This window comes from Pantoea vagans, from assembly GCF_004792415.1.
In the GTDB taxonomy this organism is placed as follows: domain Bacteria; phylum Pseudomonadota; class Gammaproteobacteria; order Enterobacterales; family Enterobacteriaceae; genus Pantoea; species Pantoea vagans.
The window spans coordinates 1,208,086-1,223,752 of sequence record NZ_CP038853.1; the positions used below are offsets into that span (position 1 = coordinate 1,208,086).

Here is a 15,667-nt window from a genome sequence, read left to right on the forward strand (position 1 = left end):
GCATGAAGGCTATTTTGCTTACTCTGAGCGCGCTGCTGATCAGTGCCTCCAGCCTGGCCGCAACGCCGTGGCAACAGATCCAGCAGCCGATCAGTGGCGCACCCCAGTCAATTGGTGGCTTCGCCAACGGCTGTATCGTCGGCGCACAGGCACTGCCGCTGAATTCACCGCACTATCAGGTGATGCGTCAGGATCAGCGGCGCTACTTCGGCCATCCCGATCTGATTCAGTTTATTCAGCGGCTCAGCACCCAGGTGCATAACCTGCAACTGGGTAACGTGCTGATTGGCGATATGGGCATGGCCGCAGGTGGGCGCTTCAGCAGCGGTCACGCCAGTCACCAGACCGGGCTGGATGTCGATATCTGGCTGCAACTGCCAAAAACACGCTGGAGCGCGCAGCAGTTGCTGAAGCCGCAGCCGCTGGATCTGGTCGGGCCGGGTGACAAAAATGTGATTGCCCGCCACTGGCAGCCGGAAATTGACAGCCTGATCAAACTCGCGGCGAAAGATGACGATGTTACGCGCATCTTCGTTAATCCGGCGATTAAAAAGCAGCTTTGTGCTGACGCGGGTAACGATCGCGACTGGCTGCGGAAAGTGCGCCCGTGGTTCGCGCATCGTGCCCATATGCATGTGCGACTGCGGTGCCCGGCGGGCAGTATCGGCTGTGAAGATCAGCCCGCACCGCCGGCTGGCGATGGTTGTGGCGCCGAGTTGCAGAGCTGGTTCCTGCCGAAACAGCCGGGTTCAGGCGCACCGGTGAAACGTGAGCCGCCGCCATTACCGCCTGCCTGTCAGGCTCTGCTGGATAAACATTTACTGTAAGGGATTCCATGGAGTGGTTTGTTGTCAGCCCGCTGCTGGTCGGGCTGCTGTTTTTAATCGCCATGCTGGCTGGTTTTATTGACTCCATCGCCGGTGGTGGGGGGCTACTGACGGTACCTTCACTGCTGGCAGCGGGCCTCTCTCCGGCGCAGGCGCTGGCGACCAATAAACTGCAATCGGTTGGCGGATCGTTTTCCGCAAGCCTCTACTTTGTGCGGCGTGGTGCGGTCAATCTGAATGAGCAGTGGCTGAACATCGCCATGACGCTGCTGGGGTCCATTCTGGGCGCGATACTGATTCAGCGCCTGCAGGCTGACTTCCTGCGCCAGATGCTGCCGCTGTTTTTGATCGCGATTGGCCTGTGGTTCCTGCTGATGCCAAAGCTGGGCGAAGTCGATCAGGCGCGCCGCCTGCACGGCCTGCCTTATGCGCTGGTGGGCGGCGGGGCAGTGGGATTTTATGACGGATTTTTCGGGCCGGGCGCAGGCTCGTTTTATGCGCTGGCTTTCGTTACCCTCTGCGGCTACAACCTGGCCAAAGCGACCGCGCATGCCAAGGTACTCAACTTCACCTCAAACATGGGCAGCCTGCTGTTCTTTATGTTCGGCGGCAAAGTGGTGTGGGGAACTGGTCTGATCATGATGCTCGGTGCCTTCTGTGGTGCGCGTCTGGGCGCACGGCTGGTGCTGAGCCGCGGACAGAAGCTGATCCGCCCGATGGTGGTGATTGTTTCTGCCGTCATGAGCATTAAATTACTGTGGGATAGCCACGGCAGCGAAGTTATGGCCTGGCTTGCCACGCTGCATTCGTAACCTGAAACGCGATACCGTCATGAACCCGACCCATCATTATGAACAGCTGATCACGCTGTTTGATCGCTGCTTCAGCGATGAATTTCAGACCCGCCTGATTAAAGGCGACGATGAACCGATCTATCTTCCTGCTGATGCGGAGTCGCCGTGGAACCGTGTGGTCTTTGCCCACGGCTTTTACGCCAGCGCCCTGCATGAGATCTCTCACTGGTGCATTGCCGGTGAAGCACGCCGCAAACTGGTCGATTTTGGCTACTGGTACTGCCCGGATGGCCGCGATGCACTGACCCAGAGTCAGTTTGAAGCGGTTGAAGTGAAGCCGCAGGCACTGGAGTGGATGTTTTGTATGGCGGCAGGCTTTCCCTTCAACGTGAGTTGTGACAATCTCGACGGAGATTGTGAGCCGGATCGCATTGCGTTCCAGCGTAAAGTGCATGCTCAGGTCATGAGCTATCTGACGTCGGGCATTCCCGACCGTCCCGCGCGTTTTATTACCGCTCTGGCGGAATTTTATGGCAGGCCTTCATTAACAGCGTCACAGTTTCCCTGGCCGGACGATCTGTGATGCAGGAAGGCATTATTAATAGAGGAATTGAGATGATCGCAGAATTTGAAGCGCGTATTCTGGCCCTGATTGACGACATGGTCGAGCATGCCAGTGACGATGAGCTGTTCGCCAGCGGTTATCTGCGCGGGCATCTGACACTGGCTGTGGCCGAAGTAGAGCAACTGGGCGAACATACGCCAGAAGCGCTGCAGATTCAGGTCTCCCGCAGCCTGCAAAATGCCATCGCTGCCGGAGAACTCTCACCGCGCGACCAGGCATTAGTGGTCGGAATGTGGGACAACCTGTTTGTTCAGGCACGCCAGCTCTCCGCATAACGTTGCAGGGCGGCGTGCCGCCCTCAGCATCGGCTAAACTGCTTTTCCCTTCAGTAATTTCCTCACCCAGTAACGATTCGGATTAAGCGCTGCCAGCGTACTCGCGTCCAGCGGCTGCGGCTCGCCCGTCAGCTGGGCTGCCAGCACTTCGGCTGCCAGCGGCGCACTGCACAGGCCGCGCGATCCCAGCGCACCAAACAGATACAGGCCCGCCAGATCGGGCGCATCAGCGATATCGTGACTTGCGGCCAGCTGAGCCGGTAAATCAGCGTACTGCATAAGCGTAGCGTCATAATCCGGCACGCCACCCACCATCGGCAGGTGATCCCGCGTAGCGCAGCGCACACCCATCCTTGCCTCACCGCTACTGACATCCACGCTCTCTGCCCAGCGACGGTCAGGCAGGCAATCCAGCAGTCGGCTGCGGTTCTCCTGCTGATCCTCTTCCCGGTAATCCGTTGCGGTTTCGCCACGATGATAGCTGGCACCGATACAGTGGGTGCCGAACTGCGGGCTGACGGGCGTCAGATAGCCGTCGTAACAGAGCACGGTCTGCAGCGCGTCGAGGCCTGGGGTTGACGGAACATGGCTCACCTGACCGGCCACCGGATAGGTTGGCAGCGGGGCGCTCTGCGCAACGTCGGCAATCGCATGGCCGTTAGCCAGCACCACCGTCGGATGACGGACCGCCGGGCGATCGCTGAACGTCAGCGTCCAGTGATCATCATCCCGTGAAAGGCTGCTCACCCGGTGCAGCCAGTGAATGCGTAAACCCTGGGTTTCGCCATAAGCCAGCAGCGCGGTGGTCAGCTCGGCTGGTGCGAGCCAGCCACCTTCAGGGTAGAAAATGCCGCTACAGCCATGGTCAACATTCGCCAGTTTCTCCGCCTCTGCGACATCCACGCCCCGAGCGATGGATTCAGGCAGGCCCATCGCCAGCATCTGATCAATCTTCTTACGGCTTTTCTCATCCCAGCCCAGTTGAAGCACGCCGCTCCAGTGATGCTCATAGGTGACGGTTAACTGATCGTAGAGCCGACGGGCGAAGCTGAAGGCCGCCGGGAAAAAGGTGGCGAGCGCCGGGTCGTGCTGGTTGAGCAGCGGATAAAGCGCGCCCTGACGATTACCGGACGCGCCCAGCGCGGGTGCTTCGTCGGCACAGTAAAGGGTGACCCGCCAGCCGCGACGCAGCAGCGCCAGCGCTAAGGTGGCACTGGCGACGCCGCCGCCAATCAGGGCAACATCACGCTGCTCCGCAGATTGACGATGATACCAGGGCTGCGGGCTGGGTAACGGAGGCGCATCCTGCAATGGTCCGCACAGCATTTCACGCTTCGGGCCAAATCCCTTGCGGCGGATAACGGTAAAGCCTGCCTCCTGCAGACCACGCCGCACGATGCCTGCGGCGGTAAAGGTTGCGAAGGTGCCTTGTGGACGCGCCAGCTTTGCCATCATGCCGAACAGTTCCGGCGTCCACATATCCGGGTTCTTCGACGGTGCGAAGCCATCCAGGAACCAGGCATCCACCTGACGATACAGGCTCTCATCCAGCTCTCCCATCAGCTGGTTAATATCGCCCAGCCACAGGTCGAGCGTGATCCGTCCCCCGTCAAACAGCAGACGCTGACAGCCGGGCAGGGCCGCGGGCCACTGTGCCTGTAATGCCTCTGCCCATGGAGCCAGTTCCGGCCAGTGCTGCTGCGCAGCAGCCAGATCTTCACGGGTTAACGGAAATTTCTCAAAGCTGATGAAGTGCAGACGTTTTAACGTGGCATCAGGCTGTTCGCGCTGAAACGCATCGAACGCCTGCCACAGCGTCAGAAAGTTGAGGCCGGTGCCAAATCCGCTTTCCGCCACGATCAGCAGATCGCGCGGATGCGCTGCAAAACGCCCGGGAAAACCGTTGCCGCCAAGGAAGACATAGCGTGTCTCTTCCAGACCATTGTCATTAGAGAAATAGACGTCACCAAACGCTCGGGAAACAGGTGTACCCTGTTCATTCCAGTTTAGCTGTGCATGTTCAACCGGGGTTAATTTCACGGTAAAGGCTCGTTTTTCAGGCAGTGGCGCGATTCTAACGACCCACGTGACATGACGCAAATTTACAAAAGGAAATAGCTGATCGGACTTGTTCGGCGTACAAGTGTACGCTAGAGTGCATGCCAATTAAGAAGAAGTGGATGAGGAAGATTGAATGAAACGTGCTGTGATTACTGGCTTAGGGATCGTTTCCAGTATTGGTAATAACCAGCAAGAGGTGCTGTCATCTCTGCGTGAAGGACGCTCTGGCATCACCTTTTCTGAAGAGATGAAAGATTCCGGCATGCGTAGTCACGTCTGGGGTAACGTTAAATTAGATACCACCGGCCTCATCGATCGCAAAGTTGTGCGTTTTATGAGTGATGCGTCCATCTATGCTTATCTTTCCATGGAAGAAGCGATTAAAGATTCCGGCCTCACCACTGAAATGTATCAGAGCAACCCACGTGTGGGTCTGATTGCGGGTTCAGGCGGCGGTTCTCCACGCTTCCAGGTGTTTGGTGCGGATGCTATGCGCAGCCCACGCGGCCTGAAAGCGGTTGGCCCCTATGTGGTCACCAAAGCGATGGCCTCTGGCGTTTCTGCCTGCCTCGCCACGCCATTCAAAATTCATGGCGTAAACTACTCGATTAGCTCCGCCTGTGCCACCTCTGCGCACTGTATCGGTAATGCCGTTGAGCAGATTCAGCTCGGCAAACAGGATATCGTTTTTGCGGGCGGCGGCGAAGAGCTGTGCTGGGAAATGGCCTGTGAGTTCGACGCCATGGGCGCGCTCTCTACCCGTTACAACGACACGCCAGAGAAAGCGTCACGTACTTATGACAATGAGCGCGACGGCTTTGTTATCGCCGGTGGCGGTGGCATGGTGGTGGTTGAAGAGCTGGAGCATGCGCTGGCACGTGGTGCGCACATCTATGCCGAAATCGTCGGTTACGGCGCGACGTCAGACGGTGCAGATATGGTTGCCCCATCAGGTGAAGGTGCAGTGCGCTGCATGAAGATGGCGATGAACGGTGTCGATACGCCAATCGACTATCTGAACAGCCACGGAACCTCTACTCCGGTAGGTGATGTGAAAGAGCTGGGTGCGATTCGTGAAGTATTTGGCGATAACACGCCATACATCTCTGCCACCAAAGCGATGACCGGCCACTCACTGGGTGCCGCTGGCGTGCAGGAAGCGATCTACTCGCTGCTGATGCTGGAGCATGGTTTTATTGCGCCAAGCATCAACATCACCTCGCTGGACGCTGCCGCAACCGGTATGAACATCGTCACTGCGCCGATGGAAAAAGAGCTGACCACCGTGATGTCTAACAGCTTTGGTTTCGGCGGCACCAACGCCACCCTGACCATGCGTAAATATCAGGCATAATCGCTCAACAATTTGACATAAGGCCGCCATTGCGGCCTTTTTTTCGCATCTAATTATTTAACTACGTTTCGTTGTTGAAAATCGATTAGTTTTTATTTATAAAAAGCCTTCTGATAATTCAAAGGCCGATCAGGCAAGAAAAAATAAGTGATAATGTTAGTCAAAGGAGCTGATGTGTTTAAAAAATGGGTGTTTGCCGCAGGGATGATTTTAAATTTAACCGGGTGTTCAGTCGCGACCTATAGTCATAAACTCCAGGATGTGGAAACCGGTGACCGCGTTGGAATTACATTCGATAACCGAAATCTGGATTACATTCGCGTTTATCCTGAAACCAAAACCTGTGTCAATCTGGACGCCAAAGATAATGGTTACACCAACAATGCCATTGGCTTTCAGACGCAATTAAATAATAAGCTGCTGGGGTTCCCTGAAATCCCGGAGACGCCAGAACTCCGTCGGGAATTTTGGGTAAGCGCAAAAGATAATATAGCCATTCGCATGATCCAACCCAATGGCGCCTATGATACCGTCTCATTTCGGCCTAAAGTCGGTTCGTTTTATTACGTGACCGGGCTTTTCACCAGTCCGTATACGCCGCGCAGCCTCTCAGTGGTGGAAGTTTATAAAACGGATAAAGGATATTATGATCGCAAGCCGGTAGAGAATCTTAAACTGGATAACTGTGAAGACGGCTCTTTTCGGTTACAGCATTTTTGATGGGCAGGAGAGCCTCGCTGCTGACAGCGAGGCTCGCACCTAACCGGTGTCAGGTAAACTGCTTGCCGATAAAACGCTTGCCATACCAACTATCCAGGGTTTCCAGCATTTTTTCCGCTTCCTGGACGGTAAAGCCGTAATAGCGCGTGCTTTTTGAAACATTTATCACCAGCATCGGCACATCTGCTCGCGTATGCACAAAATCAAAGCTGTAATCCACCTCAGTATTTTCAAATAAATAGCCCGCAATATTACCTGCCGGGCGTTTCATCACGATACGTTTATTGTCAGTCGCGTTGCGCTTTGCCCATGCTAAAAAGTCACGTATGGGTTGAGTTTGTGCTGCATAATTATCTCGGGTGAAACCGAGATAGCTAACCTCGTCGTTGTGATTAATATATTTTGACAGCGCAATTTTATTGTTGTCATCCGATATCTTAATGTCGAAATCCATCTTTTCCGCGCAGTCGGTAAATTTGACTTTGTAGTTGCAGGCAGAAAGATTGCTAACGGTATACATTTCATAGTAACGGCCGTTGGCATACTTATCAAACTTATCAAAAGCGGTGCAAGCGGATAATGAAGCTGCACAAAGGAAAATTGCTGGAATAAAATAAAATTTCAAAATATTCATCTCCATTGAATTAAAGCAGGATAATACAGTACCTCATTTCGCATGAGAAGAACGGAAGACAGGACGAATAGAATAAAAAAATACACGAGGCGCAGATCTGACTAAACCAACAGGGTAATGATTCGCCATATCCAATCGCGGCGTTACCCTGTGAACGATGCACGCTGCTGCTCAGGCGTCACCTGGTATCATGAGTAAAAGCGCTTCAATCCGGTAAATCGGGGGCCAAAACATCAGATAAAGGTTGATTCCGCTGACCTGGGGTGATGCAGCGGGCGAATGGCCTGCCGCCGCGCCCATAGCATCCTGTGGCTGCTGACTCAGAGTACCAGCCAGAGTAACAGCGTGATAACCACCAGTGCGACAAAGAATCCCAGCAGGGGACGCTGCGCCAGCGGCTGTATCGCGGGCGGCAGCGATGCAACAAACGGCGACCAGATTGGCTGAGGTTTAATCTCGCTGGGTGCCAGCGGCTGCTCGAGAAGTTTTTCTGCCCGGTCAGCGCGACGGCTGAACAGGAAGTTCAGCAGATCCTGCGTCTGTGCCGTGGTCAGAACCATCTGCGGCGTCGCCTGAAAACGCTGCTGACTGTAATCCTCCAGCTGCTGCCGTTCCTGCTGATCGAGCGGCTGCTTCAGGGACGCTTCCAGCAGTTGCAGCGTCGGCGCGCTGTGCTGACTCAGCGTCTGGCGCACCTGCAGATATTGTGTCAGCAGCGGGAAGTGGCGTGAGGGAATCGGGTCGCCGCTGGTCAGATTCACCAGTTTCAGCGCCGCCGACCACAGCTTACCGGTGGATTCGCCGGTGGCGGCGGCCAGGCGCACCACCTGCTGATTCAGGGTATGGTGCTCGGCAGGCAGCAACGTGCGATCGCTGACGCGGATCTGCTGCGGCTGGGGAATCGTCATCTGTCCGTTCTGCAGCATTGTCAGCACCTGGCGCAGCTGATCCTGGCTCAGCGCGCTCAGGACGGTCTGACCAAACTGCTGACGGATAAAATCGCTGACGGCCTGGCGGTTATTACCTTTCGGCAGCAGCTCGGTGAGCTGAGTCATCAGCTGGCGGGTGCCATGCCCGTTCTGCGCCTGCGTCAGGCGACTATTCAGATACTGTTCTGCCGCCGGAAAATGACGCGACTGTAACTCGGCTTCACTCTTTACACCCACTTCATGACGGACGCCCGCCCAGAGTTCAGGCGCTTTAAGATTGCTGAGCGATAAGATACGCACGATCAGGCGCTCTAGCGTCGTGCGCTGGGCAGGGGAGAGAGGTTGTTCGCCCGCCACAGAACCGTGACGGGGCACGCCGGTTTGCGGATTGACAGATGAACGATCGACCGGCGCACCGGGGCCGCTGAGAGGTTGCATGGCGGATTCCTTGGGAAAGCAGAACAGCGTGGGGTGCGCCGGAAAACGAATAGGCCATGATAGCAAAAGCCCCCGGGAAATCCCACGGGGGACTCGCGTTTCGGCGCGAGATTTACGCTTCAGTTGTGAACCTCAGCCGCCTTTATTTACCATTATCTTCAGCTGCATCTTTACTCACCGCAGCCATCCTCCGTCATCCGCAGAGGGTGCGATTCAGGATGGTGGCTGAGTTACCGGTTTATGCCGGGTTAAAGGTGTACGCAGCCGCTGCGCCAGTATCACACCGCCCAGCGTCAGACCCCCGCCAATCCAGTGGTAACTGTGCAGTTGCTCATGCAGAAACAGCACGGCGATCAACGCGGTGAACAGTGGCGTCAGATTCATAAAGATGCTGGTGGTGCTGGCCCCAAGGCGCTGCACGCCATGGATCCATAAAAAGGGCGCGATGATGGAGGCGAACAGTCCGGCAAACGCCACCAGTGGCAGGTTATGCCAGTTTAGCGACACGTCTGGCGCCAGTAAAAAGCCGGGCAGTAACAGCAATACGCCGAATACGATCTGCACATAGAGACTCTGCCAGATTGGCAGTGGCAGCGCCCAGCGTTTGGTCAGGACGCCATACAGCGCATAAGAGGTGGAAGCGGCCAGCATCATCAGTTCACCTTTTCCCATACCGTGATTCAGCAGTTGCATCACGTCACCCTCACTGACCAGCCACACCAGCCCGCAAAAAGAGATGACACTGCCGAGCAGGATACCGAGCGTTGGCGCAATTCGCAGGATAACCACGCTCAGCAGCACGGTGAGCAGCGGAATCAGCGCGCCGATAATGCCCATAAAGAGCGCGCTGACGCTGTGTGCGGCGTAATAGGCGAGGCTCTGATAGAGCACCATGCCGAGCAGCCCAAGGATCGCCAGCCGCCAGAGGTGCGGTCTGATGATCTTACGCGTGCGCCACACGCCAGGCAGCACAAAGGGGGTCAGCACCAGCAGCGCCAGCAGCCAGCGATAGAATGAGATCGCTGCCGGATCGATCGCACTGGCCGACAGTTTGCTGACAATTGAGTTGATCGACCAGATCATCACCGCAAAGAGTGGGTACAGGAAAAACATGCTGACTCTCCATACATCATCACACGCCATTAATGAGGCGCAGTGTACGCTTGTCCGGATTTATCCAGATAGTTAATATCGGACAAAATGAGCGAGTGAGCGGACAGAATGAGCCTGAAAGTGACCTACCAGCCGCCGGTGAATGCACCGCAGCTACGCTACTTTATGCGCTATGAACAGGCCAATGCCCGCACCGAATATCTGCCACATTCACATGCCTGGGGCCAGCTGATCATGGTGAAAAGCCACGTCCTGGAGATGCAGGTCAAGGGCGAGCGCTTGCTGACGCCGGCCGACATTCCGGTCTGGATCCCGCCAGGTCAGCTGCACAGTAGCTATAACCATCGTCAGGCGCAGTTCCGCACCTTTAATCTGGCGGCCTCGCTCTGCACCGATTTACCCCGGCGCGCCTGTCTGATGCTGGTGGATCCCATTGCACACGCCATCATGGACGATTTCGCTGAGCAGCAAATCGAGCAACCCGCAACGGATGCGCAGTGGCGGCTGTGCGAGGTGCTGCGCGATCGTCTGAAGCTGGCGCAGGTGCAGGAGAGTTATCTACCGACTTCAGATGATAAATTTCTGGCACCGGTGTTACATGCACTGGAAGCGCATCCTGGCGATAACACCACGCTGGCGGGCTGGGCGGCGCGGGTCTTTACCACCGAACGGACGCTGGCGCGGCGCTGCCAGCAGCATCTGCATATGACATTTGGTGAGTGGCGGCAGCGCCTGCGGTTTCTGCGCGCCATCGTGCTGCTGGAGCAGGGAGAAAGCGTGCAGAGTATCGCCCATGAGCTGGGATACAGTTCCGCCTCGGCGCTGATTGTGATGTTCCAGCAACAGGCAGGCACCACGCCCGATCGCTACCGTGCGCGGTTAGGCTAACGCGTCGCTTTGTGCCAGAATAATTGCCTCACATGTAACAGACAGGAAAGCCGTGGTGAAAATTCTGGTCGATGAAAATATGCCTTATGCCCGTGAGTTATTCAGCCGCACCGGCGATGTGGTCGCGGTGCCAGGGCGTCCGCTGCCGGTGGCTGAACTGGCCGATGCCGATGGCCTGATGGTGCGCTCAGTCACCCAGGTGAATGAATCGCTGCTGGCTGGAAAGCCGGTGAAATTTGTCGGCACCGCGACGGCGGGCACCGATCATATCGACGAGAACTGGCTGCAGCAGGCGGGCATTGCGTTCTCTGCCGCTCCCGGTTGTAACGCCATCGCGGTGGTGGAATATGTTTTCTCTGCGCTGCTGCTGCTGGCGGAGCGCGATGGTTTTGAGCTGCGTGACCGCACAGTCGGCATTGTCGGCGTCGGTAACGTTGGCGGGCGGCTGCAGAAGCGGCTGGAAGCCTGGGGCATCAAAACCCTGCTGTGCGATCCACCACGCGCCGATCGCGGTGACGTAGGCGAGTTCCTGTCACTGGAGGCGGTGACAGAGCAGGCAGATATTCTGACCTTCCACACGCCGCTGTTTAAAGACGGCCCCTACAAAAGCTGGCATCTGGCGGATGCAGCGCTGCTGATGGCGCTGAGGCCCAACACCATCCTGATCAACGCCTGTCGCGGCCCGGTCGTGGACAACGGCGCGCTGCTGGAGGTGCTGAAAATGCGCCATGACCTCAGCGTGGTGCTGGACGTCTGGGAGCCGGAGCCGGATCTCTCGCTGGCGCTGCTGGATAAGGTCGACATCGCCACGCCGCACATTGCGGGCTACACGCTGGAAGGCAAAGCACGCGGCACCACGCAGGTCTTTGAAGCCTGGTGTGACTTTATCGGTCAGCCGCAGCAGGTGCCGCTCAGCACCTTACTGCCGGAGCCGGAATTCAGTGAAATTACCCTGAATGGCCCGCTGGATCAGCCAACACTGAAACGCCTGGCGCATCTGGTGTATGATGTGCGCCGCGATGATGCCCCGCTACGTAAAGTGGCGGCGAAACCCGGCGAGTTTGATCGCCTGCGCAAGCAGTATCTGGAGCGCCGCGAATGGTCTTCGCTGCAGGTCAACTGTGATGACGCCTCAACGGCTGAGATGCTGAACCAGCTGGGCTTTAACGCAATCTACTCTCCGAAGTAACGGGCGCTGCAGGCATGGCACCGTTTTCTGCACTGAATCAGTCGGTGACCAGAAAACGCGCGTAATCCATGCCTGCCAGTGTGGCGGCAGGTTTCGGGGGGGGATAAATCTGAATCCCTGGGCGGTGAATATCACCGCCTTCTGTTTTTATGTCATTGTCTGGAGTAAACCAACATGTCTGACGGCTGGAATATTGCGCTACTTGGCGCGACAGGCGCAGTAGGGAACGCTGTACTGGAACTGCTGGCGGAACGCCAGTTCCCGGTTGGTGAATTATATTTGCTGGCCAGCGAAAACAGCGCGGGCGAAATCAAGCGTTACGAGGGCCGCTCGGTACGGGTCGACAACGCAGAGACGTTCGACTGGTCACAGGCGCAGCTGGCCTTTTTCGTGGCAGGCCGTGACGCCTCGGCACGTTTTGCCGATGAAGCGGCCAATGCGGGTTGTCTGGTGATCGACAGCAGTGAGCTGTTTGCGCTGGAACCCGATGTGCCGCTGGTGGTGCCGGATGTGAACCCGCAGGTGCTGGCCGATTATCGTAATCGCAATATCATCAGCGTGGCGGACAACCTGGTGAGCCAGCTGCTGACCGCGATTAAACCGCTGGTAGATGCTGCCGGGCTGAGCCGTTTACAGGTGACGAATCTGATCTCAGTTTCCAGCTACGGCAAAGTGGCGGTCGATGCGCTGGCGGGGGAAAGTGCCCGCCTGCTGAATGGTATTCCGGCTGATGAACATCACTTTGGTCGTCAGCTCGCGTTTAACCTGATGCCACAACAGGCCGACGCAGAAGGCAGCGTGGAGAGTGAACGTCGTCTGATTGATCAGGTGCGCAAAGTCCTGCAGGACGAAGGCTTACCGATTGCGGTCAGCAGCGTTCAGGCCCCGGTGTTCTACGGTAATGCGCAGATTGTGCATATCGAAAACCTGCGCCCGCTCTCTGCGGAAGAAGCGCGTGCCGAGCTGGCGCTGGCGTCAGATATTCGTCTGAGCGAAGAGGATGACGTGCCGACGCCGGTGACGGATGCGTCTGGCAACGGCGAACTGAGCATCGGCGCAGTGCGCAACGACTACGGTATTCCGGAGCTGCTGCAGTTCTGGTCAGTGGCGGACAACATTCGTTTTGGCGGCGCGCTGATGGCGGTGAAAACTGCTGAGAAACTGGTTCAGGAGTATCTGTAAGCATGTCCGATGGTCAGACGCAAAAACTGGCGCTCGGCATCGAGTATGACGGCAGTCGTTACTACGGCTGGCAGCGCCAGAATGAAGTCCGCAGCGTGCAGGAGAAGGTAGAGCGCGCGCTGTCGAAAGTTGCCGATCATCCGGTCAGCATTTTTTGCGCTGGCCGCACCGATGCGGGCGTGCACGGCACGGGGCAGGTGGTCCATTTCGAAACCACATCGCAGCGGCCTGATGGCGCCTGGACGCTGGGCGTCAACGCCAATCTGCCGGCAGATATTGCCGTGCGCTGGGTGAAAGCGGTGCCGGATGAATTTCATGCCCGCTTCAGCGCCACGGCCCGACGCTATCGCTACCTGATCTACAATCAGCGTCTGCGTCCGGCGGTGCTGGCGCAGGGCGTGACGCACTTTTACCATCCACTGGATGCAGAGAAGATGCAGCGCGCCGGGCAATGTTTGTTAGGCGAGAATGATTTCACCTCATTCCGCGCGATGCAGTGCCAGTCACGTACACCCTGGCGCAACGTGATTCACCTCAACGTTACGCGTCAGGGTCCCTACGTGATTGTGGATATTAAAGCCAACGCGTTTGTGCATCACATGGTGCGCAATATCGTGGGCAGCCTGATGGAGATAGGCTGCGGCAATAAGCCGGAGTCATGGATGGCAACGCTGCTGGCGGCGAAGGATCGGACATTAGCCGCAGCCACAGCCCGGGCAGAGGGGTTGTATCTGGTGGCGGTGGATTACCCATCCCACTTTGCGTTACCACAGCCGTTGATGGGACCGTTGTTCCTCGCGGATTAATTCACTTTCAGGACTTAAAAGGGCGCGCTATGGAGTTTCTCCATTTTCTGGTCGATTTTATTCTGCACATCGATGTGCATCTGGCCGAGCTGGTTGCACAGTACGGTATCTGGATTTACGCTATTTTGTTCCTGATTCTGTTCTGCGAAACCGGGCTGGTTGTGACGCCTTTCCTGCCAGGCGATTCGCTGCTGTTTGTGGCGGGTGCACTGGCTGCACTGCCGGGTAACGATCTCAATGTGCATGTGATGGTGGCACTGTTAGTGGTGGCCGCGGTGCTGGGCGATGCAGTGAACTACACCATTGGCCGCCTGTTTGGCGAGCGGTTGTTCAGTAATCCGAACTCGAAGATTTTCCGTCGCAGCCATCTGGATAAAACCCATGCGTTTTATGCCCGTCACGGCGGAAAAACCATTATTCTGGCGCGCTTTGTGCCGATTGTCCGCACGTTTGCGCCGTTTGTTGCCGGTATGGGCCACATGTCCTATCGCCACTTCGCGCTGTTCAACGTGACCGGTGCGCTGTTATGGGTGCTGCTGTTCTCCTATGCCGGCTACCTGTTTGGCGATCTGCCGGTGGTGCAGGAAAACCTGAAGCTGCTGATTGTGGGCATTATCCTGGTCTCGATTCTGCCGGGTGTAATTGAAGTCTGGCGTCATCGCCGTCAGGCGAAGCAGCAGAAGCTGCCGTAAGACTTCGCTCAGGGGTAAGACCAGATTTTTATCCACAGTCTGAACAGGTTGTGGTTTAATGAGCGACATTTACCGTCTGCTGAAGCGGTTTTCAGCAGTATCAAGACGACTGGACCAGGTCAGTTTTAAACAGAAAGGTCATCAATGAGCTGGATTGAACGCATTCTTAATAAAAGCACCACGACGCCAACGCGCAAAGCCAGCATCCCGGAAGGGGTCTGGACCAAGTGCGACAGCTGTGGCCAGGTTCTCTACCGCGCCGAGCTGGAGCGTAATCTTGAGGTTTGCCCGAAGTGTGACCACCACATGCGTATGCACGCGCGTGAGCGCCTCGGCAGTTTCCTCGATCAGGGAACGATGGTTGAGCTTGGCAGTGAACTTGAACCCAAAGATCTGCTGAAGTTTCGCGACTCCAAGAAGTACAAAGATCGTCTGGTCGCCGCACAGAAAGATACCGGCGAGAAAGATGCGCTGATCGTGATGAAAGGTCAGCTGCACAGTATGCCGGTGGTTGCGGCAGCTTTTGAATTTGCCTTTATGGGCGGTTCAATGGGCTCTGTCGTCGGTGCACGTTTTGTACGTGCAGTTGAGCAGGCGCTGGAAGATAACTGTCCGCTGATCTGCTTCTCCGCCAGCGGCGGTGCCCGTATGCAGGAAGCGCTGCAGTCGCTGATGCAGATGGCGAAAACCAGTGCGGCTCTGGCCAAAATGCGCGAGCGCGGTCTGCCCTACATTTCCGTGCTGACTGACCCGACCATGGGCGGTGTTTCGGCCAGTTTCGCCATGCTGGGTGACCTCAACATCGCGGAGCCTAAAGCGCTCATCGGCTTTGCCGGCCCACGCGTTATCGAGCAGACCGTGCGTGAAAAACTGCCGCCGGGCTTCCAGCGCAGTGAGTTCCTGATTGAGAAGGGCGCGATTGATATGATCATCCGCCGCCCGGAAATGCGTTACAAACTGGCAAGCCTGCTGGCCAAAATGATGAACCTGCCGGCACCGCTGCATGACGGTGAACCGTCCGCTCCCGCGACGACTGAATCGGAAAGCAACGAGGCCTGACAGGAGATAGAGAGGCGCGCCTGTCGCGCCTCTTACCAATGCACCGTATACCGCAGCACCAGTCTGCCAGGTATAAATAAG

At 56.7% G+C, this 15,667-nt stretch carries 16 protein-coding genes; 12 read left to right on the plus strand and 4 right to left on the minus strand.

The features are described 5' to 3' along the window. Positions 1–2: 2 nt before the first annotated feature. Genes mepA through EGO56_RS05825 form a run of 4 tightly spaced genes read left to right on the plus strand, consistent with a single transcriptional unit; the run spans position 3 to position 2,521 of the window. Positions 3–827, plus strand: coding sequence for a penicillin-insensitive murein endopeptidase (mepA, locus tag EGO56_RS05810; RefSeq protein WP_061063025.1), 825 nt, complete (start codon positions 3–5; stop codon positions 825–827). Between the two features lie 8 nt (positions 828–835). Next, positions 836–1,639, plus strand: a complete 804-nt coding sequence (locus EGO56_RS05815; RefSeq protein WP_013358606.1) for a sulfite exporter TauE/SafE family protein — start codon at positions 836–838, stop codon at positions 1,637–1,639. Between the two features lie 19 nt (positions 1,640–1,658). Continuing rightward, positions 1,659–2,204 carry an elongation factor P hydroxylase gene (locus EGO56_RS05820; RefSeq protein WP_041457001.1) on the plus strand — a complete coding sequence of 182 codons (546 nt, stop codon included), beginning with the start codon at positions 1,659–1,661 and terminating at the stop codon, positions 2,202–2,204. 32 nt (positions 2,205–2,236) lie between these two features. Then, positions 2,237–2,521, plus strand: coding sequence for a YfcL family protein (locus tag EGO56_RS05825; protein ID WP_003854283.1), 285 nt, complete (start codon positions 2,237–2,239; stop codon positions 2,519–2,521). A 33-nt stretch (positions 2,522–2,554) separates the two neighbouring features. On the opposite strand, the gene mnmC is transcribed toward EGO56_RS05825, so the two are convergent. After that, on the minus strand, positions 2,555–4,561 hold the full coding sequence (gene mnmC / locus EGO56_RS05830) for a bifunctional tRNA (5-methylaminomethyl-2-thiouridine)(34)-methyltransferase MnmC2/FAD-dependent 5-carboxymethylaminomethyl-2-thiouridine(34) oxidoreductase MnmC1 (protein ID WP_135907969.1): 2,007 nt from the start codon (positions 4,559–4,561) through the stop codon (positions 2,555–2,557). Positions 4,562–4,715: 154 nt separating this feature from the next. On the opposite strand from mnmC, the gene fabB reads away from it, so the two are divergent. After that, on the plus strand, positions 4,716–5,936 hold the full coding sequence (fabB, locus tag EGO56_RS05835; protein ID WP_033783746.1) for a beta-ketoacyl-ACP synthase I: 1,221 nt from the start codon (positions 4,716–4,718) through the stop codon (positions 5,934–5,936). A gap of 174 nt (positions 5,937–6,110) precedes the next feature. Beyond that, positions 6,111–6,656 (plus strand): hypothetical protein, encoded by a 546-nt coding sequence (locus EGO56_RS05840; RefSeq protein WP_420371897.1) that lies wholly within the window; start codon positions 6,111–6,113, stop codon positions 6,654–6,656. A gap of 49 nt (positions 6,657–6,705) precedes the next feature. Here EGO56_RS05840 and EGO56_RS05845 read toward each other — a convergent pair whose 3' ends face one another. From EGO56_RS05845 to EGO56_RS05860, 3 genes are all read right to left on the minus strand, one after another. Then, positions 6,706–7,290 (minus strand): hypothetical protein, encoded by a 585-nt coding sequence (locus EGO56_RS05845; protein WP_135907971.1) that lies wholly within the window; start codon positions 7,288–7,290, stop codon positions 6,706–6,708. A 320-nt stretch (positions 7,291–7,610) separates the two neighbouring features. Then, positions 7,611–8,657 (minus strand): flagella biosynthesis regulator Flk, encoded by a 1,047-nt coding sequence (flk, locus tag EGO56_RS05855; RefSeq protein ID WP_033733397.1) that lies wholly within the window; start codon positions 8,655–8,657, stop codon positions 7,611–7,613. 213 nt (positions 8,658–8,870) lie between these two features. After that, positions 8,871–9,770, minus strand: a complete 900-nt coding sequence (locus EGO56_RS05860; RefSeq protein WP_033733395.1) for a DMT family transporter — start codon at positions 9,768–9,770, stop codon at positions 8,871–8,873. Positions 9,771–9,878: 108 nt separating this feature from the next. On the opposite strand from EGO56_RS05860, the gene EGO56_RS05865 reads away from it, so the two are divergent. The 6 genes from EGO56_RS05865 (at position 9,879) to accD (ending at position 15,586) form a co-directional block, all read left to right on the plus strand. Further along, a complete protein-coding gene (locus tag EGO56_RS05865; RefSeq protein WP_135907973.1) occupies positions 9,879–10,658 on the plus strand; it encodes an AraC family transcriptional regulator in 780 nt (259 codons plus the stop codon). A gap of 55 nt (positions 10,659–10,713) precedes the next feature. Further along, entirely contained in the window at positions 10,714–11,847 is a 1,134-nt protein-coding gene (gene pdxB, locus EGO56_RS05870; RefSeq protein WP_135907975.1) for a 4-phosphoerythronate dehydrogenase PdxB, read from the plus strand. 174 nt (positions 11,848–12,021) lie between these two features. After that, entirely contained in the window at positions 12,022–13,029 is a 1,008-nt protein-coding gene (locus EGO56_RS05875; protein WP_013358595.1) for an aspartate-semialdehyde dehydrogenase, read from the plus strand. Positions 13,030–13,031: 2 nt separating this feature from the next. Continuing rightward, on the plus strand, positions 13,032–13,835 hold the full coding sequence (gene truA / locus EGO56_RS05880) for a tRNA pseudouridine(38-40) synthase TruA (RefSeq protein WP_135907977.1): 804 nt from the start codon (positions 13,032–13,034) through the stop codon (positions 13,833–13,835). A gap of 29 nt (positions 13,836–13,864) precedes the next feature. Further along, on the plus strand, positions 13,865–14,527 hold the full coding sequence (locus EGO56_RS05885) for a DedA family protein (RefSeq protein WP_033783739.1): 663 nt from the start codon (positions 13,865–13,867) through the stop codon (positions 14,525–14,527). 144 nt (positions 14,528–14,671) lie between these two features. Next, positions 14,672–15,586, plus strand: coding sequence for an acetyl-CoA carboxylase, carboxyltransferase subunit beta (gene accD / locus EGO56_RS05890; RefSeq protein WP_013358592.1), 915 nt, complete (start codon positions 14,672–14,674; stop codon positions 15,584–15,586). Positions 15,587–15,667: the final 81 nt, after the last annotated feature.

Bases quoted from the DNA above. Each gene is read 5' to 3' on its own strand.
- mepA (WP_061063025.1), top strand. From the start codon at position 3: ATGAAGGCTATTTTGCTTACTCTGAGCGCGCTGCTGATCAGTGCCTCC.
- EGO56_RS05815 (WP_013358606.1), top strand. From the start codon at position 836: ATGGAGTGGTTTGTTGTCAGCCCGCTGCTGGTCGGGCTGCTGTTTTTA.
- EGO56_RS05820 (WP_041457001.1), top strand. From the start codon at position 1,659: ATGAACCCGACCCATCATTATGAACAGCTGATCACGCTGTTTGATCGC.
- EGO56_RS05825 (WP_003854283.1), top strand. From the start codon at position 2,237: ATGATCGCAGAATTTGAAGCGCGTATTCTGGCCCTGATTGACGACATG.
- fabB (WP_033783746.1), top strand. From the start codon at position 4,716: ATGAAACGTGCTGTGATTACTGGCTTAGGGATCGTTTCCAGTATTGGT.
- EGO56_RS05845 (WP_135907971.1), bottom strand. From the start codon at position 7,290: ATGAATATTTTGAAATTTTATTTTATTCCAGCAATTTTCCTTTGTGCA.
- flk (WP_033733397.1), bottom strand. From the start codon at position 8,657: ATGCAACCTCTCAGCGGCCCCGGTGCGCCGGTCGATCGTTCATCTGTC.
- EGO56_RS05860 (WP_033733395.1), bottom strand. From the start codon at position 9,770: ATGTTTTTCCTGTACCCACTCTTTGCGGTGATGATCTGGTCGATCAAC.
- EGO56_RS05865 (WP_135907973.1), top strand. From the start codon at position 9,879: ATGAGCCTGAAAGTGACCTACCAGCCGCCGGTGAATGCACCGCAGCTA.
- EGO56_RS05875 (WP_013358595.1), top strand. From the start codon at position 12,022: ATGTCTGACGGCTGGAATATTGCGCTACTTGGCGCGACAGGCGCAGTA.
- truA (WP_135907977.1), top strand. From the start codon at position 13,032: ATGTCCGATGGTCAGACGCAAAAACTGGCGCTCGGCATCGAGTATGAC.
- EGO56_RS05885 (WP_033783739.1), top strand. From the start codon at position 13,865: ATGGAGTTTCTCCATTTTCTGGTCGATTTTATTCTGCACATCGATGTG.
- accD (WP_013358592.1), top strand. From the start codon at position 14,672: ATGAGCTGGATTGAACGCATTCTTAATAAAAGCACCACGACGCCAACG.